Source organism: Glycomyces tritici (genome assembly GCF_030403505.1).
On record NZ_JAUEMJ010000015.1, the window covers coordinates 1 to 23,328 of the forward strand.

A 23,328-nucleotide genomic window follows, 5' to 3' on the forward strand; every position below is an offset into this window, starting at 1 on the left:
GGGTCGGGTCGGGTCGGGTCGGGTCGGGTCGGGTCGGGTCGGGTCGGGTCGGGTCGGGTCGGGTCGGGTCGGGTCGGGTCGGGTCGGGTCGGGTCGGGTCGGGTCGGGTCGGGTCGGGTCGGGTCGGGTCGGCGACCACGGTAGGACGCAGTCGCCGCGCCAGCACTGCGCCCGGCACTGAATGGCCGTGATCCGCGCCACTCAGCGGGATTCGCTGTCACGTTCGCGGGCCGCCGCGGTTCAACCGGATGTCAGCGTCACCGCGAAACGAACCGGAGCACAACCATGACCATCGCCCACATCATCGTCACCATCGCCGCCGCGCTCTGGGTGGGCTTCTCGGCCTACTCGATCTTCACCAAGGCCGCCTTCGTGGTCGAGCCCCTCCAGAACTACGGCGTGCCGCAGTCGTGGTGGCCGTGGCTCGGCCTCGCCAAGGCCGCCGGCGCGCTCGGTCTCATCGTCGGCCTGTTCATTCCGTTCATCGGCGTGGCCGCCGCCGTCGGCATCATCCTCTACTTCCTCGGTGCGGTCGTCACCGTGCTGCGGGCCCGCTCGTACGCCACGGTGGTCTACCCGGTCATGTACCTGGTCCCGGCCGCCGCGGCGCTCATCCTCGGGGCCCTGGCCTGAACTCTGAGCCGCCCTGCCTCCTCTCCACTGTGCGGCGACAGCGCCGCCCGCCCTATCGCGGCAGTGCCGCGAACCTCCAGCCGATCAGGCCCGCGCCGAGCGCGGGCCCGATCGTGTGCGGCCTACTTCTGCCACTGCTCGGCGAAGGAGACGCCGACCTTCGGGTTCCCGATGAGCGCCAGCGGGATGAAGTACCCGATCTGGCCGAGCACGGCCGTGAGGACGGTGAGCTCCTTGTCGCTGAAGTGCTTCGCGGCTTCGTCGAACAATTCGTCGCTGACGCGCTCGCCAGTCGGGTTGGGGGTGTGCACGGCCTCGGCGATGGCGAGTGCGGCCCGCTCGGCCTCGGTGAAGTACGGCGAGGTGCGCCAGGTGGCGACGGCGCCGAGCCGCTCGGGGGTGTCTTCCGCGTCGCCGAGCTGGCGGGCGGTGAAGTAGGAACTGCCGACGAGCTGGCCGACGCGCAGGCCCACCAGGTTGACGAGGGTCTTCGGCAGCACGCCTTCCTCGTTCACGCGGTTGACGGCCGCGGCGATCTCGCCGATGACGGGAAGGTGCTGGACGGGGTTCTCGATGCGGGGGTAGGTGCTCATTGCGGTGTTCCTCTCGGGTTGGTCGGTACACCACAAGGACGAAAGCCGGGCCGGGAGTGTGACCGCTGGGTCCCACGAAAGGGATGAGTCCCGCGTCACATGGAGGCGAGTTCGCGAACGACCTCGACGAACCCGCGCACGAGCGGTGAGTCGTCGGTGCCGCGCCAGGCCAGGGCGACGCGTAGCGGCTCGGCGTCGGTGAGCGGCACCCACGCCAGGTCCGGCCGGGCGTAGTAGGCGGCCATGCTCTGCGGTGCGAAGCAGATCGCGGCGCCCGCGGCGACCTGCTCGAGCATCTCTTCGACGTTGTCGTTCTGCGGGCCCCACAGCGGCGCCGAGCCGTCGGGCCGCGGGTTGACGGCCCACCAGTCGACCCATGCGCGAGGCGCCTTGTCCGTCCACATGAGGGGCTCGTTGTTGGTCTCGACCACGGACACGCCCTCGCGTGCGGCGAGCCGGTGCCCGACCGGGAGGCCGACCACGCGCGGCTCGGCGTGGACCACGACGCTCCGGCAGCCGGTGAGGTCCGCTGGGAGCCAGACGAAAGCGACGTCGACCTGGCCTTCCCGCAGTGCCGACGCCTCGCCGCCCCAGTCGAAGCGCTTGGGTGCCACGCGAACGTTCGGGTGCCGGCGCGCGAACTCCGCGCGGGCCCGCGTGGTCAGTTCACCTGCGCCGCTCGCCTCGAAGCCGACCCGGAGCATCTGCCCGAGGCGGTGCCGATCCGCCACGGCCGCCACGCGATCGGCTGCCGCGACCGCTTCGGCGGCCGCGTCCAGCACCTCACGTCCGGCGTCCGTCGGCACGACGCCCGCCGGGGTCCGGTCGAAGATCCGCAGCCCCAACTCGGTCTCGAGCCGCTTGAGCGCGTACGAGAGCGCGGGCTGGCTCACGTACAGCGCCTTCGCCGCCCGTCCGAGGTTCCCGTGCTCGGCGATGGCGGTCAAGTACCGCAGCTGCCGCAACTCCATCCAGCGATCATAAACGGCGTTTATGGCCCGTTCCGATTCCGGTATTGGACGCCCCGCCCGCCGCAGGGGGATAAAGGTACGGACACTTCATTCGGAAGGAACACCATGAGCGACAACCCCACTCGCACCGCCGAAGGCCGCGTCTGGCTCATCACCGGCACCTCCGCCGGTTTCGGCCGCGCCATCGCCGAGGCCGCCCTCGAAGCCGGCGACACCGTGATCGCCACAGCCCGCAAGCCCGAGGCCCTGGACGACCTGGCCGCCGCCTACCCGGGCCGGGCCGTCCCGGTCCAGCTCGACGTCACCGACCCGGCCCGCGTCAAAGCGGTGGTGGCCGAGGCCGTCCTCTGGTTCGGCCGCGTCGACGTCCTGGTCAACAATGCCGGCCGCGGGCACCTCGGCGCGGTCGAGGAGACCACCGACGGCGAACTGCGGTCCCTTATGGACCTGCACGTCTTCGGGCCCGCGAATCTGATCAGAGCCGCACTGCCGCACATGCGCGCTCGCCGGAGTGGCGCGATCGTGCAGCTCAGCAGCATGGGCGGGCGCATGTCGTTCCCCGGCGTGGGCGCGTACTCGGCGACGAAGTTCGCCTTGGAGGGCATGAGCGCGGCCCTGGCCGCGGAAGTCCGGCCCCACGGGATCGACGTGCTCGTGGTCGAGCCGAGCGCGTTCCGCACCAGCTTCGCCGGTGGCGCGCAGAGCGAGTCGGCGCCGATCGACGCGTACGAGGAGACGGTGGGGCCGTTCCGGTCCACGTTCCCGACCACCGACGGGAAGCAGCCGGGCGACCCGGCGAAGGCCGCCAAGGCGATCCTCGCCGCCCTCGACGCTGAGCGGGTCCCGTTCCGGCTGGCCCTGGGCGACACCGCAGTCGACGCGATCAGGGCCGACCTCCAGGCCCAGACCGAGGAACTGGCGGCGTGGGAGCACGTCTCCCGCGCGATGAACTTCGACGCCTAGTTCAGGGTCCGCCGGTCATGTCGGCATCACCGTCGGTCCCGACGGTGAGCAGCCAGCGCCAGCGCGGGAGTTCCGCGACGAGGCTCGCAGCGGTCAGGGCGCTCAAGGCGGCCGCGCCCCACCAGGGCCAGGCGATCCAGGCGGCGGCGACGCCGCCGGCCATGGTCGCGACGAGGATCGCGATGGTCACCCAGCCGGGGACGGGGACCATGGCCTGCGGTTTGTCGCCGGGGGTGGCGTACACCGTGGGGAGGGCGACCGAGGCGAGGACGACGGCGATGGCGAGCGGGATGGAGATCTGGGCGAAGGCCGTGCCGATGGCGGCCCAGGCGCCGATTTCGGTGGCGAAGCGCAGCAGGGCCGCTCGCCGCCGGGTCGGCGAGGCGGCGCCGAGATCGTGAACGGGGGTCATGCGCTCATCTTGGCGCAGTGCACCGTGGACGCTCCGACCGGTGGCAGGCGAGGGGCCCGGTCGCTTTCCAGCGGCCGGGCCCGGTCGTCGTGCACCTACCCGACGAGGGCGCCCACGCCGAGGATCGCCTTGAGGTCGGCCGAGAGTTCGACCGAGGGCCGCACGCGCCACTGGTCGCCGAGGGCGAGCAGGGTCGTCTTCGGCCCGTTCGCGAGCTGGACGCGTACCTGGGCTTCGCCGCGGTGGGTCTTGAACGTGTCGGAGAGCTTCTCGATGAGGTCGGGGTTCACCGCCGCGGCCCGCAGCGCGAGCGTGACCGGCGCCGAATTCGACTCCGGCCCCCTCGACGTGTCGAGGACGGCGAGGTCCTGGGCGATGAGCTGGGCGGTGCCGTCGCGGCGGTCGAGTTTGCCCTTGACGCAGCACACGAGGTCGTCCGCGAGCGAATCGGAGACGAGCTCGTACGTGTTGGGGAAGAAGCGGACCTCGATCGAGCCGGCCAGGTCCTCCAGGGTCGCGGAGGCCCACAGCTTGCCCTGCTTGGTGACGCGCTTGGCGACGTTCTGGAGGATGCCCGCGACGCGCACGTTCGCGCCGTCGGCGATCTCCTCGCCGTGGAGCGCCGCGACCGGGCGGTCCGCATTGGACGAGAGGAGCCGCTCGAAGCCGTTGAGCGGGTGGTCGGAGACGTACAGGCCGAGCATCTCGCGCTCGAAGGCGAGCTTGTCGCGGCGGTCCCATTCGTCGTCCGAGATGGTGAGGTCGACGCCGAGGGTCTCGGTCGTGTCCTCCATCATGCCGCCGAACAGGTCGAACTGGCCGCGGGCCTCCTCCTTCTTGATGGAGACCATCGCGTCGATCGCCTTCTCGTGCACCTCGGCGAGGCCGCGGCGGGCGTGCCCGAGCGAGTCGAACGCGCCCGCTTTGATGAGCGACTCGACGGTGCGCTTGTTGCAGACCGGCGCGGGGACCTTCTGGAGGAAGTCCTTGAAGTCGGCGTAGGCGCCCTTCTCCTCGCGGGCCTCGATGATGCCGGCGACGACGTTCGCGCCGACGTTGCGGACGGCGCCCATGCCGTAGCGGATGTCGGTGCCGACCGGGTGGAACATGTGGCGCGACTCGTTGACGTCCGGCGGCATGACGGTGATGCCCATGCGGCGGCATTCGGAGAGGTAGATCGCCGCCTTGTCCTTGGAGTCGCCCACGGAGGTGAGCAGTGCGGACATGTACTCGGCCGGGTAGTTGGCCTTGAGGTAGGCGGTCCAGTACCCGACGAGGGCGTAGCCGGCGGCGTGCGACTTGTTGAACGCGTACCCGGCGAAGGGGAGCATGATGTCCCACAGGGTCTTGATCGAGTCCTTCGAGTAGCCGTTGCCGAGCATGCCGGCCTCGTAGTCGGCGTACATCTTCTCCAGGACGTCGATCTTCTTCTTGCCCATGGCCTTGCGGAGCATGTCCGCCTGGCCCATCGTGAAGCCCGCCAGCTTCTGGGCGATGCGCATGATCTGCTCCTGGTAGACGATCAGGCCGTACGTCTCCGAGAGGATGTCCTCCAGGGCCTCGCCGAGCTCGGGGTGGAGCGGGACGACCTCCTGGCGCTTGTTCTTGCGGTCGGCGTAGTTGTTGTGGGAGTTCGCGGCCATCGGGCCGGGCCGGTAGAGGGCGTTGACGGCGATGATGTCGTTGAACTCGGTGGGCTGCATGCGCTTGAGGAGCTCGCGCATGGCGCCGCCGTCGAGCTGGAACACGCCGAGGCTGTCGCCGCGGGCGAGCAGCTCGTAGGCCTTCGGGTCGTCCGTGGCGAGCGTGTCGAGGTCGATCTCGACGCCCCGGTTGAGCTTGATCGCCTCGATGGCGTCGCCGATGACGGTGAGGTTGCGCAGGCCCAGGAAGTCCATCTTCAGGAGGCCGATGTCCTCGCAGGACGGGTAGTCCCAACCGGTGATGATCGATCCGTCCGGCCTGGCCCACATCGGGATGCAGTCGATGAGCGGCTGCGAGGAGAGGATGACCGCGCAGGCGTGGACGCCGGCGTTGCGGATCAGGCCCTCGAGGCCGAGCGCGGTGTCGAAGATCTGGCGGACGTCGTTGTCGTTCTCGATGAGGGCCCGGACCTCGCCGGCCTCCTTGTACCGCGGGTGGCTCGAGTCGACGATGCCCGAGAGCGGGATGTCCTGGGCCGCGACCGGCGGCGGGAGGGCCTTGGTGATGCGTTCGGCGATGGAGAAGCCGGGCTGGCCGTGGTGGACGCGGGCGGCGTCCTTGATCGCGGCCTTGGTCTTGATCGTGCCGAAGGTGATGACCTGGGCGACGAACTCCTTGCCGTACTTGTCGGTCGCGTAGGTGATCATCTCGCCGCGGCGGCGGTCGTCGAAGTCGATGTCGATGTCGGGCATCGAGACGCGCTCGGGGTTGAGGAACCGCTCGAACAGGAGGCCGTGCTCGATCGGGTCGATGTTCGTGATCTTCATGGCGTACGCGACGAGCGAACCGGCGGCCGAGCCGCGGCCGGGGCCGACGTAGATGCCGATGGAGCGGGCGTGGCTGATGAGGTCGGCGACGACGAGGAAGTACGAGGGGTACCCGGCGTTGATGATGACGTTCAGCTCGAGGTCGGCCCGCTCGAGGTAGCCGGCGGGGACCTCCTTGCCGGGGAAGCGCTCCTTGAGGCCTTCCATGACCAGCTGGCGCAGCCAGGAGCCCTGGTCGTGGCCTTCGGGGACGTCGATGACGGGCATCCGGTCCTGGACGGCGAAGATCTCGTCGTACGACTCGACCATCTCGGCCACGAGGAGGGTGTTCGCGCAGCCCTCCTGCCACATCTCGTCGGAGCGGACGCCGTACATCTGCTCGGCGGAGCGCAGGAAGTAGCCCTGGCCGTCGAACTTGAAGCGCTTCGGGTCGTCCAGTGTGGTGCCGGACTGGACGCACAGGAGCGCGGCGTGCGTGTCCTTCTGGGCCTCGGTCACGAAGTGGGAGTCGTTGGTGACCAGCGGCGGGATGCCCATCTTCTTGCCCAGCTCGTACAGCTCGTTCTTGACGCGCTGCTCGATGTCGTTGCCGTGGTCCATGATCTCGAGGAAGAAGTTCTCGGCCCCGAAGATGTCCCGGTAGTCGGAGGCGGCCTGGTAGGCCTCGTCCATCTGGCCCAGGCGCATGCGGGTCTGCACTTCGCCGGAGGGGCAGCCGGTGGTGGCGACGATGCCCTGCGAGTGCTGCGCGACGAGCTCGCGGTCCATGCGCGGCTTGTAGTAGTAGCCCTCGAAGGAGGCGAGGCTGGACATGCGGAAGAGGTTCCGCAGTCCCGTGGAGTCCTTGGCGACCATGGTCATGTGCGTGTAGGAGCCGGCGCCGGAGAGGTCGTCGCCGCGCTGGGAGGGCTGGCCCCACCAGACGGGCTTCTTGTGGAATCGGTCGTGCGGCGCGAGGTAGGCCTCAATGCCGATGATCGGCTTCACGCCGGTCTTCTTCGCCTGCTGATAGAAGGCGTATCCGCCGTACATGTTCCCGTGGTCGGTCATCGCGATCGCGGGCTGGCCCAGCCGCTCCGCCTCTGCGAACAGGGGTTTGAGTTTCGCAGCCCCGTCGAGCATCGAGTACTCGGTGTGCACATGCAGGTGGACGTACTGGTTCGACACGCTTCGCTCCCGCTTTGACCTGTGGTTTCGCCCGCTGCGGGCCCCTGCGCGGCTGCCTTCAGCACCGGCGCGGGCGGCCCGGTTCAAGACCTTCCACCCTATCGCCTCGCGCCGCGCGGCCGCGCGGACTCGGCACCCGGAATGCCCTCCCTCTCAGCCCCTCGCGACCCTCCTGGAAAGGCCGCGACACGCCGTTACCACGCCGCCCGAAAACGGGCAAACAATCCACAGGGTCGTTTCGGTTATCCACAGGAGAAAAATTAATTCTTGCCGGTTGTCGGTACTTCACGGACAGTTGACATATGCACACGACACAAGCGAGAATCCGCCTCAACGGCCCCACCGATCTTCTTACGACAGTGCCTCTGCTGCTCGGTTTCCATCCCGACCACAGCCTCGTGATCGTGGGCCTTCGCGACGGCGAACTCCAGTGCACGTTCCGGGTTGACCTGCCGGGTTCGGCCGATCATCTGGAGCACCTGCCCGACCTCACCGGCCAGTTGAGCCTCAACGAATGCGACGGCTGCGTGGTCGTCGTCTACGGCGAGGCCGAGCTCGCTCAAGCGGTCGCCGAGCGCGTGGCGATCCGGCTCCACGACGCCGGGATCGCACCGCTCGACCTGCTGCGGGTCGCGGAGGGCCGCTGGTTCAGCCTCACCTGCCGCAAGGCCTGCTGCCCGGTCGAGGGACTGCAGCTCCCGGAGACCTCGGCGGCCTCCTGCGAGGTGGCGGTCGCGGGCGGCTACGCGGAGGCCGATCGAAGCGCCGTCGCCGCCCAGCTCGCACCGGCCCCGGTGGGCAGGCGCGCGGCGGTGGCGCGGGCGGTCTTTGCGGCGCTCACCACGGACGCCGAATTCGACTGGGCCGCACAGCGGGACCACGACCTCCAGGCGATCGACCGCTGGATGGACGCGAAGTCCCTCCCCGAACCGGAGGCGATCGCCGCGGTGGGTCTCGCGCTCGGCGACCTGGACATCCGCGACTACGCGCTGCGGCGCATCAACTCGGGGCGGTTCGAGGGCAACCGGCTGGACCTGTGGCTCTGGGTGACCCGGCATCTGGAGGACGACCTGGTGGCCCCGGCCGCGACGGTGGCGGGCTTCGCCGCCTACCGCTTCGGCAACGGCGTACTCGCCTTGGAGGCCTTCGAACTCGCATTGAAGGCGAGTCCGCACTACCAGCTCGCGCAGATGCTCATGGCCGCCCTGCAGGCGGGGATCCCGCCGGGCGCGCTGTCGCGGATCGGCTGCGGCGACCGGGAGGAAGCAGAGGTCAACGACTGACCGACCCGATCGAAGCCGATCTCACTGCCCACCGGCCACCCACGCACCCACGCACCCACGCACCCACGCACCCACGCACCCACGCACCCACCACTACTAACCCACCGGCCGCACTGAAACCAAAGAAGGAGAACAACAATCCATGACCAACAGAGTCCGCAGGAAACCCAAAGCAAGTGACCGCGCAGCAGCACCCCGCCACCGCGGAGTGATCGCTACGCTGGGGGCATGGTTGAGCAGCTTGGCGGCTTTGCCGCGATCATCCTCATCGGCGGCAAGGCGCGGCGATTCGCCGGGTGCGCGAAGAGCGAACTGGTGGTCGGCGGTTCGACGATCCTGGAGCGAATGCTCTCGGCCACCGAGGACGCGGTGTTCCGAGTGGTGGTGGGCACGCGGCCCTCCGACGCCAAGCCCCTCCCGGAGGGGGTGCTCGAGGTCCTGGAGGATCCGCCGAGTTCCGGCCCGGCCCGCGCGGTGCAGGCCGGCCTGGCAGCAGTCCCGGACGACTGCGACCGGGTGGCGATCCTCGGCGGCGACCTGCCGTTCCTGACCTCCGAGGCGCTGCGCCTGCTCCAGCAGCACGCGAGCGGAACCGGCCCGGACGGCGGAGACGACCGCAAGCGAGGGGCGCTGTTCTGCGACAACGCAGGTCGAAGGCAGTGGCTGTGCGGCGTGTGGCCCACCGACCCGGTCCGCCGAAACGCGGCCGAGGTCGAACCGGGGGCCCCGGCGAGGCTCTTGTTCACCGGCATCGAGGTCGAGACCGTCACCTGGGAGGACGCGAGTCCGCCCCCGTGGTTCGACTGCGACACACCGGACGACCTCGCCCAAGCCCGAACTTGGGCCGCCGACCTCAAATAGCGGCAATACGCGAACAGCGCCACTGCTTACCGAACCTGAGGCGTCCGACCCGATCTGAACGCGCCACCCGGCGCGACGAGTCGGAACTACCGCATCGAGGCGGTCAACGACGACCGTCGGCCAGTCGCTCCAAAGCGACGGCCCTCAACACCGTGCACGCAACTACAACAGGGCGGGTGGGCGAGGGGGGTGGGGGCGGGGGGGGGAGGGGCCCCCAGAGTCCGATGCGAATCAGTTCGGACGGCGCGCCAGTATCCCCAGCCGAGCATGAGTTCGGGCGAGGGAAAGAGCCCTCAGAGGCCAAATGCGAATGAGTTCGGGCGGGGAGAGAGGCCCTCAGAGGCCACTGCGAATCAGTTCGGGCAGCGCGCCAGTCCCCCATCCGAGAATGAGAAAGCCCGAGCGCAAAGCGCTCGGGCGGCGACCGGGCCGCAAGCGGCGTCGGTCGCAAAGCTTGAACTCGCTGCGGACCGCCGCGAGCGGCGGTCCGGGTCAGACGATGTCGAACTGGTTGTCGAGCACGCCCGTCTGGAAGAACGTGATCGCCGCCAGCACCACCAGGAACAGGGCGAAGCCGACCCAGTGCAGGGAACGCCGGTTGCGCGGCGTGAACGTCAGTATCGCGCCGCAGATCGCGCCGCCGACGAGGCCGCCGACATGCCCGGCGAAACTGAAGCCCATGTAGAGCGTCAGGGCCAGGTTCAATCCCAGAAGGACATAGATGCCGCTGTTGTCGCGCTTCAGCTTGCGGTTGATCAGGATCATGAGGCCGAACAGGCCGTACACGGCCCCTGAGGCGCCGGCAGTCTGGGTGTCGTAGGAGAAGAGGTAGACCGCCACCGATCCGGCCAGGCCCGAGAGCATGTAGGCCGTGAGGAACCGCGCGGGTCCCAGGTCGCGCTCGAGGACCCGTCCGAACATCCACAGCACCACCATGTTGAACAGGAGGTGGAAGATGCCGAAGTGCAGGAACATCGCGGTGATCATGCGGTAGTAGCCGCCGTCGGCGACGAACGGCAAGGTCAGGGTCGCGCCGAAGAGGTTCACCTCGGCGGCGGTGTCCGTGACCCTCCCGATGCCGCCGGGGATCAGCGCCCCGGCCTGGTAGCCGGGAAGGTACCCGATCTGAGCGCCGAGCCAGTGGAGCGGCGTCGCCCCCGAGCTGGTCGCCGCAGCCAGGCTTCCCGCGGAGATGATCGCGAGTACGAACACCGCGACGTTGACGCCGATGAGCGCCTTGGTCACCGTCCCTGCGGCTCCCGCGCTGGCGCCGCCGCCGAACGAGGAGCGCGCTTGGCGCATCGTCCGGCGGCCGGCGGCCACGCAGTCAGGGCATTGGAACCCGACGGGAGCATCGATCCGGCAGTCGGCGCAGATCGGTTTGTCGCATCGGACGCACCGCAGGTACGTCTGGCGGTTCCGGTGGCGATAGCAGGTGGGGGCCGACTGCTCGTCGCTCATCGAGTGTCGTTACTTCTCGATGACGACGGACTCGATGACGATCTCGTTGACCGGGCGGTCCTGGGCGCCGGTGGCGACCTTGCCGATGCGGTCCACGACGGACTTGGAGTCCTCGTCGACGACCTTGCCGAAGATGGTGTGGCGGAAGTTCAGGTGCGGGGTCGGGCCCAGCGTGATGAAGAACTGCGAGCCGTTCGTGCCGGGCCCGGCGTTCGCCATGGCGAGCAGGTAGGGCTCGCCGAAGTGCAGGTCCGGGTGGAACTCGTCCGCGAACTGGTAGCCGGGTCCGCCGCGGCCGGTGCCGGTCGGGTCGCCGCCCTGGATCATGAAGCCGTCGATGATCCGGTGGAAGATGACACCGTCGTAGTACGGGCCCGAGCCCGGCTGGCCGGTCTCCGGGTCCTTGTACTCCTTGGTGCCCTCCGCCAGACCCACGAAGTTCGCCACGGTCTTGGGCGCGTGGTTGTCGAGCAGCTCGATCGTGATGTCGCCTGCGTTGGTCTTGAGCGTCGCCTTCGTCATGGCGTCTATGGTGCCAGACCGCCGAGGTTCGTCCAACTTTCTCCCCCGTTTCCCTCGACGGGTGTCACAGGCCGGGGCACGATGAGAGTTACAGGCACCTAGAGGAGGCATTCACTATGGGGTTCAGCCGACATGCCACGACTCCGACCAAGGAGGCCGTGGACCATTTCACGCAGGGAGTGAACTCGCTGAAGGAAGCGGGTTTCGCTGCGGCCAGGGGTACGAAGGAGGCGGCCGCGCCAAAGGTCAACGTCGTCCTCACGAAGGTCGGCCTCAGGAAGCCGCCGGCCCGGAAGTGGCCGTGGGTCGTGGGGGCGATCGGCGCGGGTCTCGCGCTCGGGGGGGCCGCCGCTTACCTGTGGTATCGGCAGCGGACCGAGTCGATCGGGGAGGCTCTCCTCGCGGACGAGCTCTTGGACGACTCCGAGCTCGACGACCGGGCGCTCACCGAGGAGCTCGTCGACAGCGTCACACGCTGAAGGCGGCGCCTGAGGGGGGCATGAGAGATCGGGGGTTCGCGGCGACGCGGACCCCCGGACTCATGTGGCGAGAAAAAACGCCGGACCGGTGTCTCACCTCGGGGGGAGTGGGTGAGTCCACCGATCCGGCGTCAATGGGGGCGGGATAACGGCCGCACCGCGGCGAACCGCGGTCACGCACCGATCTTCGCTCCCCGCATCCGTTCTGGGAAGGGCAGCACCGTGGCGGTTATACGCCATGGCGCATAACCGCCATCCATTGTCGACGTTACGTCCCCGATCGCTCACGGAGCGTGGGGCAAGTGCCCGCTAGAGGCCCTTCGCGACCTCGACGGCCTTCGCGAGGCGGCGCACGCCTTCGTCGATCCGGTCGGCCTTCACGGCCGAGTAGGCCAGGCGCAGGCAGCTCTGGCCGCCTTCGAGCACGAAGTCGGTGCCCTTGACGACCTGGACGCCCTCGTCGGCGGCAGCGGCCGCGACCTTCGCGCAGTCGACGCCCTCGCCGAGGTCCACCCACAGGAAGTAGCCGCCGTCGGGGACGATGAACTCGGCGCCCGGCAGGTGCGCGCGCAGGGATGCGGAGAGCTGGTCGACGCGCTCCTCGAGGGCGGCCTTGACCGTCGCGATCGAGCGGTCCAGCGCCCCGGAGGCCGCGAACTGGTAGATCGTGGCCTGCGCGAACATGTTCGGCGCGATGTACGTGTTGGTGGCGGCGGCGGCGATCGTGGCGATGATGTCGGCCGGGCCGACCAGGTAGCCGGTGCGCAGGCCCGGGCACACGGTCTTCGAGAACGAGCACGCGTACACGACGCGGCCCGTCGCGTCCTGCTCGAGCATCGTCGGGTACTGCTCGCCGCGGAAGCGGATGTCGTAGTACGGGTCGTCCTCGAAGATCGTGAACTCGTACTCGTTCGCGAGCTGGAGCAGCCGGGTGCGCTTCTCGCCCGAGAGCGTCACGCCCGCCGGGTTCTGGAAGTTCGGAATGATGTGCGCGAGGGTCGGGCGCACGCCGCCCTTGAGGAGGCCCTCGAGCTCGTCGACGTCGAGGCCGTCGGCCTGGAGACGCACCGGGTGCAGCTCGCCGCGGCGGTTGCGCAGGCCGAGGAGGGTGCGGTCGTAGGTGGGGCGCTCGACGATCACCGGCGAGTCGGGCTTGACGAGCTCGTCGAACAGGAACGCGTCGGCCTGCATGGAGCCGTTGGTGACCAGCACGTTCGCGGGGGTGACGCCGTGCTTGGCGGCGATCCACTCGCGCAGCGGGCCGTAGCCCACGGACGTGCCGTAACCGGTGACCCCGGCCGGATCGGCTTCGAGCGCGGCCACGGCGGCGGCCTTGAGGCCCTCGGTGTCGACGATGTCGAGCGACGGGGCGCCCCGGGAGAAAGAGATGACGTCGGTGTTCGGCATGACACCAGCGTAAGCGGCCCGCAGGGTGGACGTCGACCGGCATATGAGCCGCCGCGCCGCGGCTCACCGGGCGGCACGGCGGGTCAGGTTCGGGCACACCGGCGCACGCGTCGGCATCCCCGTGCGACGCGGCGTCCACGATGCGGACACCGCGTCCCGCGGGGCCGGACGGCGGGCGCAGCTCCGCGACGGGAGGCGGGTGCCGGGCTCGGCTCCGCGACGTAACGCGAGTGCAAGGCTCGGCCCTGCGAGACGGAGGGCGGGCGCGGCTCCGCGTCAGGAGGCGGGCGCGAGGCTCGGCCTGCGAGACGGAGGGCGGGCGTCGATGGCGGGTCGGGGCGCGCGAGTCGCGCGGTGCGCTCGTGCGGGCGGCCCGGCCGCGATACGGTGCAGAGGCGGGGCCGGCGCCCCCGCGAGACCATTGACCGTGTCGTTGCATACGCGGCCCCGCAAGCGAAAGCGGCTCCACCGACCTGTGCGGGCGGGGAGGGCCGGCGCCGCGGGCCGGGCCGAGAAGTTGAGGAGAACGATGACGTCGCTCGACCGCACCAGGGCCCCGTGGCCCTACGATTTCCTGCCTCCGCTCCCCCAGTTCACCGTCGTCTCGGACGACATCGCCGACAAGTCGCCGCTCGACGTCGCGCAGGTCGCCGGGAGCGACGTCTCCCCGCACCTGGCCTGGTCGGGCTTCCCGGCGGAGACGGCCGCGTTCGCGGTCACCTGCTTCGACCCGGACGCGCCCACCGGCTCGGGCTGGTGGCACTGGATGCTGCTCGGCCTCGACGCGTCCGTCACCGAACTGGCGTCCGGCGCCGCCGCCGCGCCGCCCGCGGGGACGGTGCAGCTGCGCAACGACTCCGGGACCATCGGCTACGCGGGCGCCGCGCCGCCGCCCGGCGACCCCGAGCACCGCTACCTGTTCGCCGTGCACGCCCTGAAGGCGCCGGTCGAGGTCGACCCGGGCGCCTCGATGGCGGTGGGCGCCTTCCACCTCACGTTCAACGCGATCGCGCGGGCCGTCATCGCGCCGGTGTACCGCAATGCCTGAGGCCGTCATCCTCGCCGCCGCCCGCACGCCGCTGGGCCGGCGCGGCGGCGTGCTCGCGGACGTGCACGCCGTCGAGCTCGCCGCGCACGCGATGAACGCGGCGCTCGAGCGCTCGGGCCTCGGTCCGGACGCCGTCGACGACGTGGTGCTCGGCTGCGTCTCGCAGGTGGGCGAGCAGTCGTGGAACATTGCCCGCAACGCCGTGCTCGCCGCGGGCTGGCCCGACCGGATCCCGGGCACGACGGTGGACCGCCAGTGCGGGTCGAGCCAGCAGGCGGTCGCGTTCGCGGCCGCGACGGTGCTCGCCGGGCATGCCGATGTGGTCGTGGCGGGCGGGGTCGAGTCGATGACGCGCGTCCCGATGGGGTCGAGCGTCGGTGCCGGCGCGGGCCTGCCGTACGGGCCGGTCGTGCGCGAACGCTATGCGGCGCACGTGGACTCGGAAGCGCCGGTGCTGTTCAACCAGGGTCTGGCCGCCGAGCTGGTGGCCGAGCGGTACGGGATCGGGCGGGAGGCGATGGACGCGTTCGCGCTCGCCAGCCACGAGAAGGCCGCGGCCGCGAGCGACGGCGGCCTGTTCGCCGATGAGATCGCGCCCGTGGGGGATGTGGCGGTGGACGAGGGCTTCCGGCGGGACACGAGCATGGCGAAGCTCGCCGGGCTGAAGCCGGTGTTCACCGTGGACGGCTCGGTGACGGCCGGGTCGGCCTCGCAGATCTCGGACGGGGCGGCGGCGCTGGTGATCACCACTGACGAGCACGCGCGGCGGCTCGGGGTGCGGCCGCTGGCGCGGATCGCGGCGGCGTGCGCGGTCGGTTCGGACCCGGTGCTCATGCTGGACGGGCCGATCCCTGCGACCGCGAGGATTCTGCAGCGCGCGGGCCTGGACCTGGACGAGATCGACGTGTTCGAGGTGAACGAGGCGTTCGCCGCGATCCCGCTCGCCTGGCTGGCGGAGACGGGCGCGGACGAGGACCGTCTGAACCCGCGCGGCGGCGCGATCGCGCTCGGGCACCCGCTGGGCGCTTCGGGGGCGCGGCTGGCCGCGACGATGCTGCACTACATGCGCGACACCGGCTCCCGGCGCGGGCTCCAGGTGATGTGCGAGGGCGGCGGCATGGCGAACGCGACCGTGTTCGAGCTCCTGTGACGCCGTCGGCTGCGAGGCGGGCTCGCGAACGGCGGGTCCCGCCACTGAGGCGAATCAGGGCGCGTCAGGAAATATCCTGATAAATCCGCCCTTAGGGACCCCTGGCATAAAGGTACGCCGGGGGTCCGACACTGTTCGACGACGAAGGGTTCGAACACGAGGCGAGGGGGCCTCGCCTCCGCCGTTCGGGCGTGGGGCGAACGGGTCCGCCTCAGCGAAGGGTGCGGGTCAGCGCCACTTCGAGAGGACGAGCAGGGCGGCCACCATGCAGGAGAAGCCGACCGCGAGGTTCCAGTAGCCCCAGGAGCCGACCGGGAAGGCCATGCCGGAGAGGTAGAACAGCGTCAGCCAGCCGATGCCGATGACGATGAGGGCGACAGCGGTGATCGGCACCCACATCGGGCTCGGCTCGTAGCTCTCGCCCGAGGTCGAACTCGTACCCGCGCCGGAGCTCGAGTAGACCTTCTTCTTGCGCACACGTGACTTCGGCATCGACGACTCTCCAACTGAGGGACATGTCCGGCGTCCAGGGTACCGTCCGCCGGTGACGGGCCGTCCGCGCGGGATCGCGTAGCTCACACCCCGGGGCCCGGAGGCCGCGCCGAGGGCCGAAGCGCCTGGACCGCACCGCACTCCATCACGACGCGCGCACGCCGCCCCGGGCGCGGCGTGCGCCCACGCGAGCCCTGCGCAGACCTGCCCGTTCGGTTGATATTCGGGCTCGCAGTACAACCCTAGGATTGCCTCGCGCGTTATGGTTACGAGATCCCCTACGAAGAGAACACCGGCGCTATGGAGGCGAAGTTCCAGGTGAGCGATCAGGACTGGTCCCCCTTCGCGAACGAGCCGCCGCCTGCCCGGCGGCCTTCGCCGGGACCGGTGGCGGGCGCCTCGCCGAGCCCCGGCCGCGCCAGCGTCCCGCCCCCTCCTGCCGCCCCCACCGCCGCCGACCCCGACCGGACCACCGCGCTCCGCCCGCCCGGGCTCGCGAAGAAGGTCCGGCACGCGCCCCTCGTGCCCGAGCCCGACGGCACCGCGATCCTGCCCGTGATCCCCCCTGACGAGACGCCCGCCCCGCCCGGCGCCGACAGCGAGGCCCGCAAGAAGCGCTCGGTCAAGCGCCACCGCAGCGACGGCGGCCTGCGCACCACCGTGCGCGGCCTCGGCGAAACCCTCATCACCCTCGGCGCGGTCGTCCTGCTCTACGCCGGGTACGAGGTCTTCGGCGTCTCCCAGGAGATCAACAACGAGCAGGAGACCCTCTCGGGCGACCTCGAGAACATCTGGGAGGACGAGGTCCAGGGCGAGGAGGGCGTCGACGGCGCGCCCGTGCCCGAACTGGGCGACGCGTTCGCGCGCATGTGGGCGCCCGACGTCCGGGCCGAGTCATGGACGCTCGTCGAAGGCACCGAGCCGGCCGACATCGAGTACGCGCCCGGCCGCTTCCTCGACGGCGCCTTCCCGGGCGAGCAGGGCAACTTCACGCTCGCCGGCCACAACGTGCCCGCGATCTTCTCCGAGATCCGCTCCCTCGAACCGGGGGACAAGGTCGTCATCGAGACGAAGGAGAACTTCTACATCTACGAGGTGCAGTCGCACGAGGTCGTCAACGAGACCGAAATCGACATCACCGCGCCGGTCCCGGGCGAGCCCGGCACCGAGCCCGGCGACGAGGACTACTGGCTGACCCTGTTCACCTGCCACCCGCGGTGGGACAACTACGAGCGCTACGTCGTCTACTCGCAGCTGGTGGACACCATCGAGCGCGACCCCGCGGGCGACCTACCCGACGCGGCGATCGACCCGGAGGTCTGACGTGTACTCGTGGATCTGGAGGAAGCTCCCCGGCGGGCTGCCGGGTAAACTGATCGGCTCGGTCGCTTTGAGCGTCGGCATGGTGGCGCTCCTGTGGTTCGTGGTGTTCCCGGCAGTGCGTCCGCTCATGCCGTGGAGCAACGTCGACCCGGCCGGCGGCGTGAACGTCGAGAACGGCGAGACCGGCGCGCCGGCCGAGGACGAGACCTGCACGCCCGGGGTGGACTGCCCGGGCACCGGTTTCGACCCCGAGGACTGGCAGACCGCGGAGTCCCCCGAAGACGGGGAGTAGAGCAAGGATCGAACGCACTGGTGGGGGCGGTGATGAAGACCGTGATGGGTAGCGTGCTCGTCGTCGACTTCCGCGACTCGTTCGTCCACACCATCGTCTCCTACCTGCGGGCGCTGGGCGCCCGGGTGGAGGTGCGCCGCTCCGACCGGACCGATGTGGACGAGGCCGTGAGGCTGCGCCCCGCCGGGGTGCTCCTGTCCCCCGGGCCGGGTCGGCCCGACGAGGCCCGGCTCGGCCACGACCTGCTCGACCGGTTCGCCGGCGAGGTGCCGGTCCTCGGCGTGTGCCTGGGGCACCAGGTGATCGCCGAGCACTGGGGTGCCGAGGTGACGCGCGCGGCCGAACTGCGGCACGGCGAGACCTCCCCGATCCGCCACGACGGCGAAGGCGTCTTCGCCGGCCTCGCGAACCCGTTCACCGCCACCAGGTACCACTCGCTCGCGGTCGAGCCCTCGAGCGTGCGCGACCCGCTCACGGTGACCGCCCACAGCGACGACGGGACGGTCATGGGCCTGCGCCACCGCAGCGTCGACGTCGAGGGCGTCCAGTTCCATCCCGAGTCGATCCTCACCGAGGACGGCAGCGCGCTGCTGGGCAACTGGCTGCGCCGCTTGGAAGGGCCGGCGGGCGACAACACCCCCTAGACACCGCAGAACGGGCGCGCGATCGCGGCGCGGCCCCTGTGCGGGCGGCGGCGAGCGTGGAAGCCGCGATCGGGACGCCGCGTCGCCTAAGCTGTGTGCGCAAGCGGCGTCGTCGGCGCCGAGCATCGCCCCAGGGGAACCCGTATGACTCGAGAGGACTGGCTGCCTCGCCGCAGTGCGGGCGGCTCTGTGCCCGCCGGGGTCCTGCTGCTGCTCATGGGCGCCTGGCAGGTCGCCATCGGGTACGCGGTCGCGGGCGGCGACGTCTTCGTCTTCACCGGCGGCGGCTACTGGTACCGGGGCGACAACACCGGCTGGGGCTGGGTGAACCTTGCGATCGGCTTGGCGGCCATCGTGTTCGGGCTCGGCCAGCTCGGCGTCTGGAGCCGCTTCGCGCGCTGGGGCGCGCACCCGGTGCCCGCGATGGTCGTCGCAGCGGTCTCGGCGGTCAACCAGGTCCTCCTCGCCCCACAGTATCCTCTGTGGACTTCAATTGTGATCGCGTTGGACGTGTTCGTCATCTGGGGCCTCGCCACGCGCACCCGCGGCACTTCTTGAGCAGCCGATCCTGAAGAGGGTGCCGAGTTCGCGCGAACGGGCCCGCCCCCGCGCGAAGCCTGGCACGGTGGAGTCATGGGCGCCCGATCATTGGTCAAGGCCGCCAAGCAGTATGCCGGCGGCAGCCGCGGCGACACCGCCGCGGCACTCACGTACTACTCGGTGATGTCGCTGTTCCCCGCGATACTCGTGGGCGCGTCGATCATCGGCATGCTCGACGAGGACGCGACCGCCGCCCTCCTGGACGGCGTCGCCACGCTCGCCCCGGGCGAGGGCTTCCAGATCATCGAAGACGCCGTGGCGCGGCTCCAGATGAACCCTGCCGCCGCGGGCCTGCTCGCCCTGGTCGGCCTGGTCGCCGCTCTGTGGGCGGCGTCGAACTACGTGGCGGCGTTCTCGCGGGCCCTCAACGCGGTCAACGGGACCGACGAGACCCGCAAGTGGTGGACGGTCCTCATCGTGCGCATCGTGCTCACCGTCGTGGTGGGCGCGCTGGCGGCGGTGACCGGCCTCGTCGCCGCGACCGGCGGGTCGGTGGCGCGCGCGATCGGGGAGGCGGTCAACGCCGACTCGGCCGCCGTCACGGTGTGGACCTGGGTGAAGTGGCCCGCCGTGATCGTGCTGGTCATGGTGATCGTGGCGATGCTGTACTGGCTCGCCCCGGCGAAACGCTCGACCTTCCGGCGGCGCGCGCCCGGCGCGGCCCTGGCGGTGGTGCTGTGGATCGCCGCATCGGTCGCGTTCGGGCTGTACGCGACGAACTTCGGGAGCTACGACAAGACGTACGGCGCCCTGGGCGGCGCGATCGTGTTCCTGGTGTGGCTGTGGATCACGAACGCGGCGTTGCTGTTCGGGGCCGAGTACAACGCGACGGCCGAGCCGGAGACGGACACGGCGGGCACGGCCGCGGGCGAGGCCGGCGAACCGAGCGCCGCCGCATTTGAGGAAGAGGACGACACCGACACCAACGCCGAGACCGGTGCCGAGACCGGTGCCGAGACCGGTGCCGATCCTGACACTGAAAATCTTGAGCGACCCGCGCGTAATGATGCGGCGGTCGAAGAGCGATGGACCGCGTTCGTGGACGGCCGCCGTCTCGAGCGGATCGTGGAGGTCGTGACCGTCGCCGCGTTCCTGGAGCCCACGGGCAGCAGCCCGAGCACGGGCCGGTACCGGTTCTGGTACGAACTCGACGGGTCGCTGTTCACCGTCGATGTGGACCGCCTCCGGTTGGGCCGGGCGCTCGGCGAGCTGATCGAGACGGCACCGCCGGGCGGGTACGCGGCGCTGCCGCGGCTGGTGCGGGACTGGAACGAGGACGCCGGTTGGTGCGGCCGCGACGCGCACTTCGGGGCGGTCGTGAGCACCGACGACATCACCGCGTTCGCCGCTGCGCTCGAGCCGCACGTCGATGGGGCGTTCACCGCGGCGCTGCGGGACCTCGCCCGCACCGCCCAGGACGCGGGCGCGCCCATGCGGGCGATGGAGGACTGACCTCCCGCCCGGGCCGTCCAATTCCTAAAGGGTTTGGCGCCTGGCGAGCGGTCAAGCGGCGCCCTTGGGCTGCACCAGACCCGATTCGTAGGCGAAGACGACCAGGCCCGCGCGGTCGCGCACGGCCAGCTTCATCATGGCGCGGTGCACGTGGGTCTTCGCGGTGGCCGGGCTGATGAAGAGGCGCTCGGCGATCTCGCCGTTGGTGAGCCCTCGCGCGACGAGCGCGACGATCTCGGTCTCGCGCGAGGTGAGCCCCTCGACCTGCCCGGCGAGCCGCGACGGCGGGTGCGCCACGTACTCGGCGACGAGCTTCGCGGCGATCTGCGGCGACAGGAGCGTCTCCCCCGCCGCGGCGGCCCGCACGCAGCGCAGCAGCTCCTCGGGCTCGGTGTCCTTGACGAGGTAGCCGGCGGCGCCGGCGCGGAGGGCGTCGAAGACGTACGCGTCGAACGAGTAGTTGGTGAGCATGACGACCCGCAGGGACGCGAGGCGCTCGTCGGCGGCGATCGCCTTGACCGCGCTGATGCCGTCGCCGCCGGGCATCTCGACGTCGAGCAGGGCCACATCGGGCCGGTACTCGCCCGCGAGGCGCACCGCGGTGGGGCCGTCGGCGGCCTCGGCGACGACGGTCATGTCGTCCTCGGCGTCGATGAGGGCGCGGAAGCCGCCGCGCATGAGCGGCTGGTCGTCCGCGAGCAGGACTCGGATCATCGCGGACTCCCCGGTCGGGCGGCGGCCTGGACCGGGATCAGCGGTTCCGAGCTGGGCATGGGCAGGTGGGCGGTGACGGTGAAACCGAACTCGCCGGGACCGACGTCGAGGGTCCCGCCGAGGGCGTCCGCGCGTTCGCGCATGCCGGTGAGGCCGCGCCCGGGCTTGACGTCGCGGGCCCGGCCGTTGTCGGCGACCTCGACGACGAGGGCGTCGTCGCCGCGGCGCACGCGGACCCGCACCCGGTCGCCGTCGGAGTGGCGCACGGCGTTCGTCAAGGCCTCCTGCACGATCCGGTACGCGGCGTGGTCGACCTCCTCGTCGAGCACCGCGGCCTCGTCGACCTCGCACTCCACATCGATGGTGAAGCCCAGGCCCCGGTACCGGTCGGCGAGGGGCTTGACGCGCGAGAGCCGGTGGCCCTCGTCGTCGCGCAGCATCGTCAGGGTCTCGCGCAGCTCCCGGGTCGCGTCCTTCGCGGCCTCCTCGACCGCGACGAGCGCCGGCGCCGGCTCCTCGCCGCGCTTGCGCGCCAAGTGCAGCGCCACCCCGGCCTGCACCCGGATGACCGAGATCGAGTGGGTCAGCGAATCGTGCAGCTCGCGGGCGATGCGCACGCGCTCGTCGGCGGCCTTGCGCTTGACCGCCTCCTCGCGGGTGTGCTCGGCCTCGGCCATGTACGCGTCGCGCTGGCGGCGCGACTCGCCGGAGATGAGGGCCACGTGGAGCCAGCCGATGACGAGCATGGACTGCTCCATGACCGCACCCGTGAACCGGAAGTCCGCGGCGCTCCAGTTCCCGAGCATCGTGACGGCCGAGACGACCCCCACGAGGCCGACCGTGAGCTTGCGGTGCCCCCGGTACATCGAGACCGCGATCGCCACCAGAGCCGGGACGGCCGCGAGCGGGCCCACGTGCAGGTGCCCGACCGCGACCAGGGCCGCGACGGTGACGAGCATGACCGTGCGCGTGTACCGCCGCCACAGCGGGAACATCAAGGGCCCCACGGCGAGCAGCGGCCAGCCGTACCAGGGCAGGCCGCCGTCGACGGCCACGGCCGCGCCCGAGATCAGCGTGTCGCCGAGGAGGACCGCGGCGACGACCAGGTCGAGCCGCGGCCCTGCGAGGCGGCTCCCGAGGGGTATCGACATGGCCCCAATCCTAGGGCGGGGCCGTCACCTCGGCATCGGCCCGCGGTGGAGCCGCCGCGTACCGCGCAGGGTGTACACGGGGACCGCGAATGCGGCGCTCGTCGCGGGCCGGAAAGCCAGCGCAGAGACGACGCGGCGCGGGCGTGCGGCGGGGAGGCTGGAGGCATGACGCGCCGCTCGTGGGAACCGTTCGGCGCGAAGCGAACCGAGGAGGACCCCATGCCCCAGATCAGATATGTGGAACCGGTCGACGCCAGACAGGCGGACGGGCTGGTCGCCGACGTGTACGCGCAGGCCAAGCGGGAGCTTGGCGCGGTCGGCGCGCCGTTCCAGATGCTCTCGCCCGCACCGGAGCTGCTCGCGGCCATGTGGTCGCTGCTGCGGGAGTCGCTGATGGTCGGCGGCCCTGAGGAGCGGCTCGCGAAGGAGGTCGTGGCGACCTCGATCGCGGTGCGCAACGGCTGCCGGTTCTGCACTGATGCGCACACGGTGCTGCTGCACGCCCTGGGCGAGTCGGCGCTGGCCGAGGGCCTGCGCGCGGGCAGCCCGCCGAAGGAGTGGGCGCCGCTGGCGGCGTGGGCGCTGGACCCGGGCCCGGAGGGGCCGTTCAGGGCGTCGGCCGCGCCGCGGTTCATCGGGACGGTGCTGGTGTTCGAGTTCATCACGCGGCTGGTGCAGGTGCTGGCGCACAACGAGTCGCCGCATCCGGTGACGGCGACGAAGCTGGGCCGCTCGGTGGCGTCGCGGACGCTGCGGGCGGCGGTGATGGCCGACCTGGAGCCGGGTACGAGCCTGGCGCTGCTGGAGGACCGGCCGGGTTGGGCGCGGGGCCTGCGGGTGCGCGAGCCGGAGTGGGCGGCGGGTTCGCCTGTGGGGTCGGCGTACGGGACGCTGCGGGCGTACGCCGCATCGGGACCGGGTCTGCTCGGGGGCGATGCGGCCGAGGCGGTGGCGCGGACGATCGGCGTCCGCGGCGACACGGTCGGAACCAGCCTCCCGGAGCTGGTGGGCGGTGAGGGCCTGGAGCCGGGGCCGGCCCTGGGGGCGCGGCTGGCGGTGGCGGCGGCGCTCGCGCCGGCCGCGGTGAACGAGGCGCATGTGGGGGCGTGGCGGGGCGAGAAGCACTCGGATCACTGCGTGGTCCACCTGCTGGCCTACGGCACGATGACGGGCGTCGACGCCCTGCAGGACGAGATCGAGACGAGGAGTGTCAATGCTTAGGTTCTACCGGGTGTGGGT

Annotated in this window: 23 protein-coding genes; 13 read left to right on the plus strand and 10 right to left on the minus strand. The window is 70.9% G+C overall.

Features of this window, described 5'->3' with window-relative positions; all coding sequences use genetic code 11:
• The first annotated feature begins 285 nt into the window (after positions 1 to 285).
• A complete protein-coding gene (locus QWI33_RS28080; protein ID WP_289960001.1) occupies positions 286 to 633 on the plus strand; it encodes a DoxX family protein in 348 nt (115 codons plus the stop codon).
• 122 nt (positions 634 to 755) lie between these two features.
• Here QWI33_RS28080 and QWI33_RS28085 read toward each other — a convergent pair whose 3' ends face one another.
• Positions 756 to 1,226, minus strand: a complete 471-nt coding sequence (locus QWI33_RS28085) for a carboxymuconolactone decarboxylase family protein (protein ID WP_289960002.1) — start codon at positions 1,224 to 1,226, stop codon at positions 756 to 758.
• 95 nt (positions 1,227 to 1,321) lie between these two features.
• The gene (locus tag QWI33_RS28090; RefSeq protein WP_289960003.1) at positions 1,322 to 2,197 is read right to left on the minus strand and encodes a LysR family transcriptional regulator; all 876 of its coding nucleotides are present in this window, start codon (positions 2,195 to 2,197) and stop codon (positions 1,322 to 1,324) included.
• Between the two features lie 105 nt (positions 2,198 to 2,302).
• On the opposite strand from QWI33_RS28090, the gene QWI33_RS28095 reads away from it, so the two are divergent.
• The gene (locus QWI33_RS28095; RefSeq protein ID WP_289960004.1) at positions 2,303 to 3,160 is read left to right on the plus strand and encodes an oxidoreductase; all 858 of its coding nucleotides are present in this window, start codon (positions 2,303 to 2,305) and stop codon (positions 3,158 to 3,160) included.
• Between the two features lies 1 nt (position 3,161).
• On the opposite strand, the gene QWI33_RS28100 is transcribed toward QWI33_RS28095, so the two are convergent.
• Positions 3,162 to 3,572, minus strand: a complete 411-nt coding sequence (locus QWI33_RS28100; protein ID WP_289960005.1) for a hypothetical protein — start codon at positions 3,570 to 3,572, stop codon at positions 3,162 to 3,164.
• Positions 3,573 to 3,667: 95 nt separating this feature from the next.
• The gene (dnaE, locus tag QWI33_RS28105; RefSeq protein WP_289960006.1) at positions 3,668 to 7,210 is read right to left on the minus strand and encodes a DNA polymerase III subunit alpha; all 3,543 of its coding nucleotides are present in this window, start codon (positions 7,208 to 7,210) and stop codon (positions 3,668 to 3,670) included.
• Positions 7,211 to 7,512: 302 nt separating this feature from the next.
• Here dnaE and QWI33_RS28110 point away from each other — a divergent pair, with 302 nt between their 5' ends.
• Complete coding sequence (locus QWI33_RS28110; RefSeq protein ID WP_289960007.1) at positions 7,513 to 8,493, plus strand: DUF4192 domain-containing protein; 981 nt, start codon at positions 7,513 to 7,515, stop codon at positions 8,491 to 8,493.
• A 228-nt stretch (positions 8,494 to 8,721) separates the two neighbouring features.
• Positions 8,722 to 9,354, plus strand: coding sequence for a molybdenum cofactor guanylyltransferase (gene mobA, locus QWI33_RS28115; protein WP_289960008.1), 633 nt, complete (start codon positions 8,722 to 8,724; stop codon positions 9,352 to 9,354).
• Between the two features lie 492 nt (positions 9,355 to 9,846).
• Here mobA and QWI33_RS28120 read toward each other — a convergent pair whose 3' ends face one another.
• Together QWI33_RS28120 and QWI33_RS28125 are read right to left on the minus strand one after the other, a co-directional pair.
• Entirely contained in the window at positions 9,847 to 10,815 is a 969-nt protein-coding gene (locus tag QWI33_RS28120; protein WP_435367609.1) for a rhomboid family intramembrane serine protease, read from the minus strand.
• A gap of 9 nt (positions 10,816 to 10,824) precedes the next feature.
• Entirely contained in the window at positions 10,825 to 11,337 is a 513-nt protein-coding gene (locus QWI33_RS28125) for a peptidylprolyl isomerase (protein ID WP_289960010.1), read from the minus strand.
• Positions 11,338 to 11,495: 158 nt separating this feature from the next.
• Between QWI33_RS28125 and QWI33_RS28130 the strand changes: the two genes are divergently transcribed.
• Complete coding sequence (locus QWI33_RS28130) at positions 11,496 to 11,816, plus strand: hypothetical protein (RefSeq protein ID WP_289960011.1); 321 nt, start codon at positions 11,496 to 11,498, stop codon at positions 11,814 to 11,816.
• A 309-nt stretch (positions 11,817 to 12,125) separates the two neighbouring features.
• Here the strand turns inward: QWI33_RS28130 and QWI33_RS28135 are convergent, their stop codons facing one another.
• Positions 12,126 to 13,247, minus strand: coding sequence for an aminotransferase-like domain-containing protein (locus QWI33_RS28135; RefSeq protein WP_289960065.1), 1,122 nt, complete (start codon positions 13,245 to 13,247; stop codon positions 12,126 to 12,128).
• A gap of 505 nt (positions 13,248 to 13,752) precedes the next feature.
• On the opposite strand from QWI33_RS28135, the gene QWI33_RS28140 reads away from it, so the two are divergent.
• Positions 13,753 to 14,271, plus strand: a complete 519-nt coding sequence (locus tag QWI33_RS28140) for a YbhB/YbcL family Raf kinase inhibitor-like protein (protein WP_289960012.1) — start codon at positions 13,753 to 13,755, stop codon at positions 14,269 to 14,271.
• Positions 14,264 to 15,421, plus strand: coding sequence for a thiolase family protein (locus QWI33_RS28145; RefSeq protein ID WP_289960013.1), 1,158 nt, complete (start codon positions 14,264 to 14,266; stop codon positions 15,419 to 15,421). Before QWI33_RS28140 ends, QWI33_RS28145 begins: the two co-directional genes overlap by 8 nt.
• Positions 15,422 to 15,649: 228 nt before the next feature.
• Here the strand turns inward: QWI33_RS28145 and QWI33_RS28150 are convergent, their stop codons facing one another.
• The gene (locus QWI33_RS28150; RefSeq protein WP_289960014.1) at positions 15,650 to 15,913 is read right to left on the minus strand and encodes a cell division protein CrgA; all 264 of its coding nucleotides are present in this window, start codon (positions 15,911 to 15,913) and stop codon (positions 15,650 to 15,652) included.
• A 300-nt stretch (positions 15,914 to 16,213) separates the two neighbouring features.
• On the opposite strand from QWI33_RS28150, the gene QWI33_RS28155 reads away from it, so the two are divergent.
• The 5 genes from QWI33_RS28155 to QWI33_RS28175 all read left to right on the plus strand — a co-directional run bounded on the left by QWI33_RS28155 (position 16,214) and on the right by QWI33_RS28175 (position 20,224).
• Entirely contained in the window at positions 16,214 to 17,236 is a 1,023-nt protein-coding gene (locus QWI33_RS28155) for a class E sortase (RefSeq protein WP_289960015.1), read from the plus strand.
• 1 nt (position 17,237) lies between these two features.
• Positions 17,238 to 17,528 carry a hypothetical protein gene (locus tag QWI33_RS28160; protein ID WP_289960016.1) on the plus strand — a complete coding sequence of 97 codons (291 nt, stop codon included), beginning with the start codon at positions 17,238 to 17,240 and terminating at the stop codon, positions 17,526 to 17,528.
• Between the two features lie 44 nt (positions 17,529 to 17,572).
• Entirely contained in the window at positions 17,573 to 18,172 is a 600-nt protein-coding gene (locus tag QWI33_RS28165; protein WP_289960017.1) for an anthranilate synthase component II, read from the plus strand.
• Positions 18,173 to 18,316: 144 nt separating this feature from the next.
• Positions 18,317 to 18,730, plus strand: coding sequence for a DUF7144 family membrane protein (locus QWI33_RS28170; RefSeq protein ID WP_289960018.1), 414 nt, complete (start codon positions 18,317 to 18,319; stop codon positions 18,728 to 18,730).
• Between the two features lie 75 nt (positions 18,731 to 18,805).
• Positions 18,806 to 20,224, plus strand: a complete 1,419-nt coding sequence (locus QWI33_RS28175; RefSeq protein ID WP_289960019.1) for a YihY/virulence factor BrkB family protein — start codon at positions 18,806 to 18,808, stop codon at positions 20,222 to 20,224.
• Between the two features lie 51 nt (positions 20,225 to 20,275).
• Here QWI33_RS28175 and QWI33_RS28180 read toward each other — a convergent pair whose 3' ends face one another.
• Positions 20,276 to 20,938 (minus strand): response regulator, encoded by a 663-nt coding sequence (locus QWI33_RS28180; RefSeq protein ID WP_289960020.1) that lies wholly within the window; start codon positions 20,936 to 20,938, stop codon positions 20,276 to 20,278.
• Entirely contained in the window at positions 20,935 to 22,089 is a 1,155-nt protein-coding gene (locus QWI33_RS28185) for a sensor histidine kinase (RefSeq protein ID WP_289960021.1), read from the minus strand. The genes QWI33_RS28180 and QWI33_RS28185 overlap by 4 nt, the downstream gene beginning before the upstream one ends.
• Positions 22,090 to 22,308: 219 nt before the next feature.
• Between QWI33_RS28185 and QWI33_RS28190 the strand changes: the two genes are divergently transcribed.
• On the plus strand, positions 22,309 to 23,310 hold the full coding sequence (locus tag QWI33_RS28190) for a carboxymuconolactone decarboxylase family protein (RefSeq protein WP_289960022.1): 1,002 nt from the start codon (positions 22,309 to 22,311) through the stop codon (positions 23,308 to 23,310).
• Positions 23,311 to 23,328: the final 18 nt, after the last annotated feature.

What these genes read in the sequence shown, in the direction of transcription:
- QWI33_RS28080 (WP_289960001.1), top strand. Translation starts at nt 286, where the DNA reads ATGACCATCGCCCACATCATCGTCACCATCGCCGCCGCGCTCTGGGTG.
- QWI33_RS28085 (WP_289960002.1), bottom strand. Translation starts at nt 1,226, where the DNA reads ATGAGCACCTACCCCCGCATCGAGAACCCCGTCCAGCACCTTCCCGTC.
- QWI33_RS28090 (WP_289960003.1), bottom strand. Translation starts at nt 2,197, where the DNA reads ATGGAGTTGCGGCAGCTGCGGTACTTGACCGCCATCGCCGAGCACGGG.
- QWI33_RS28095 (WP_289960004.1), top strand. Translation starts at nt 2,303, where the DNA reads ATGAGCGACAACCCCACTCGCACCGCCGAAGGCCGCGTCTGGCTCATC.
- QWI33_RS28100 (WP_289960005.1), bottom strand. Translation starts at nt 3,572, where the DNA reads ATGACCCCCGTTCACGATCTCGGCGCCGCCTCGCCGACCCGGCGGCGA.
- QWI33_RS28110 (WP_289960007.1), top strand. Translation starts at nt 7,513, where the DNA reads ATGCACACGACACAAGCGAGAATCCGCCTCAACGGCCCCACCGATCTT.
- mobA (WP_289960008.1), top strand. Translation starts at nt 8,722, where the DNA reads ATGGTTGAGCAGCTTGGCGGCTTTGCCGCGATCATCCTCATCGGCGGC.
- QWI33_RS28120 (WP_435367609.1), bottom strand. Translation starts at nt 10,815, where the DNA reads ATGAGCGACGAGCAGTCGGCCCCCACCTGCTATCGCCACCGGAACCGC.
- QWI33_RS28125 (WP_289960010.1), bottom strand. Translation starts at nt 11,337, where the DNA reads ATGACGAAGGCGACGCTCAAGACCAACGCAGGCGACATCACGATCGAG.
- QWI33_RS28140 (WP_289960012.1), top strand. Translation starts at nt 13,753, where the DNA reads ATGACGTCGCTCGACCGCACCAGGGCCCCGTGGCCCTACGATTTCCTG.
- QWI33_RS28145 (WP_289960013.1), top strand. Translation starts at nt 14,264, where the DNA reads ATGCCTGAGGCCGTCATCCTCGCCGCCGCCCGCACGCCGCTGGGCCGG.
- QWI33_RS28150 (WP_289960014.1), bottom strand. Translation starts at nt 15,913, where the DNA reads ATGCCGAAGTCACGTGTGCGCAAGAAGAAGGTCTACTCGAGCTCCGGC.
- QWI33_RS28155 (WP_289960015.1), top strand. Translation starts at nt 16,214, where the DNA reads ATGGAGGCGAAGTTCCAGGTGAGCGATCAGGACTGGTCCCCCTTCGCG.
- QWI33_RS28165 (WP_289960017.1), top strand. Translation starts at nt 17,573, where the DNA reads ATGGGTAGCGTGCTCGTCGTCGACTTCCGCGACTCGTTCGTCCACACC.
- QWI33_RS28170 (WP_289960018.1), top strand. Translation starts at nt 18,317, where the DNA reads ATGACTCGAGAGGACTGGCTGCCTCGCCGCAGTGCGGGCGGCTCTGTG.
- QWI33_RS28175 (WP_289960019.1), top strand. Translation starts at nt 18,806, where the DNA reads ATGGGCGCCCGATCATTGGTCAAGGCCGCCAAGCAGTATGCCGGCGGC.
- QWI33_RS28180 (WP_289960020.1), bottom strand. Translation starts at nt 20,938, where the DNA reads ATGATCCGAGTCCTGCTCGCGGACGACCAGCCGCTCATGCGCGGCGGC.
- QWI33_RS28185 (WP_289960021.1), bottom strand. Translation starts at nt 22,089, where the DNA reads ATGTCGATACCCCTCGGGAGCCGCCTCGCAGGGCCGCGGCTCGACCTG.
- QWI33_RS28190 (WP_289960022.1), top strand. Translation starts at nt 22,309, where the DNA reads ATGCCCCAGATCAGATATGTGGAACCGGTCGACGCCAGACAGGCGGAC.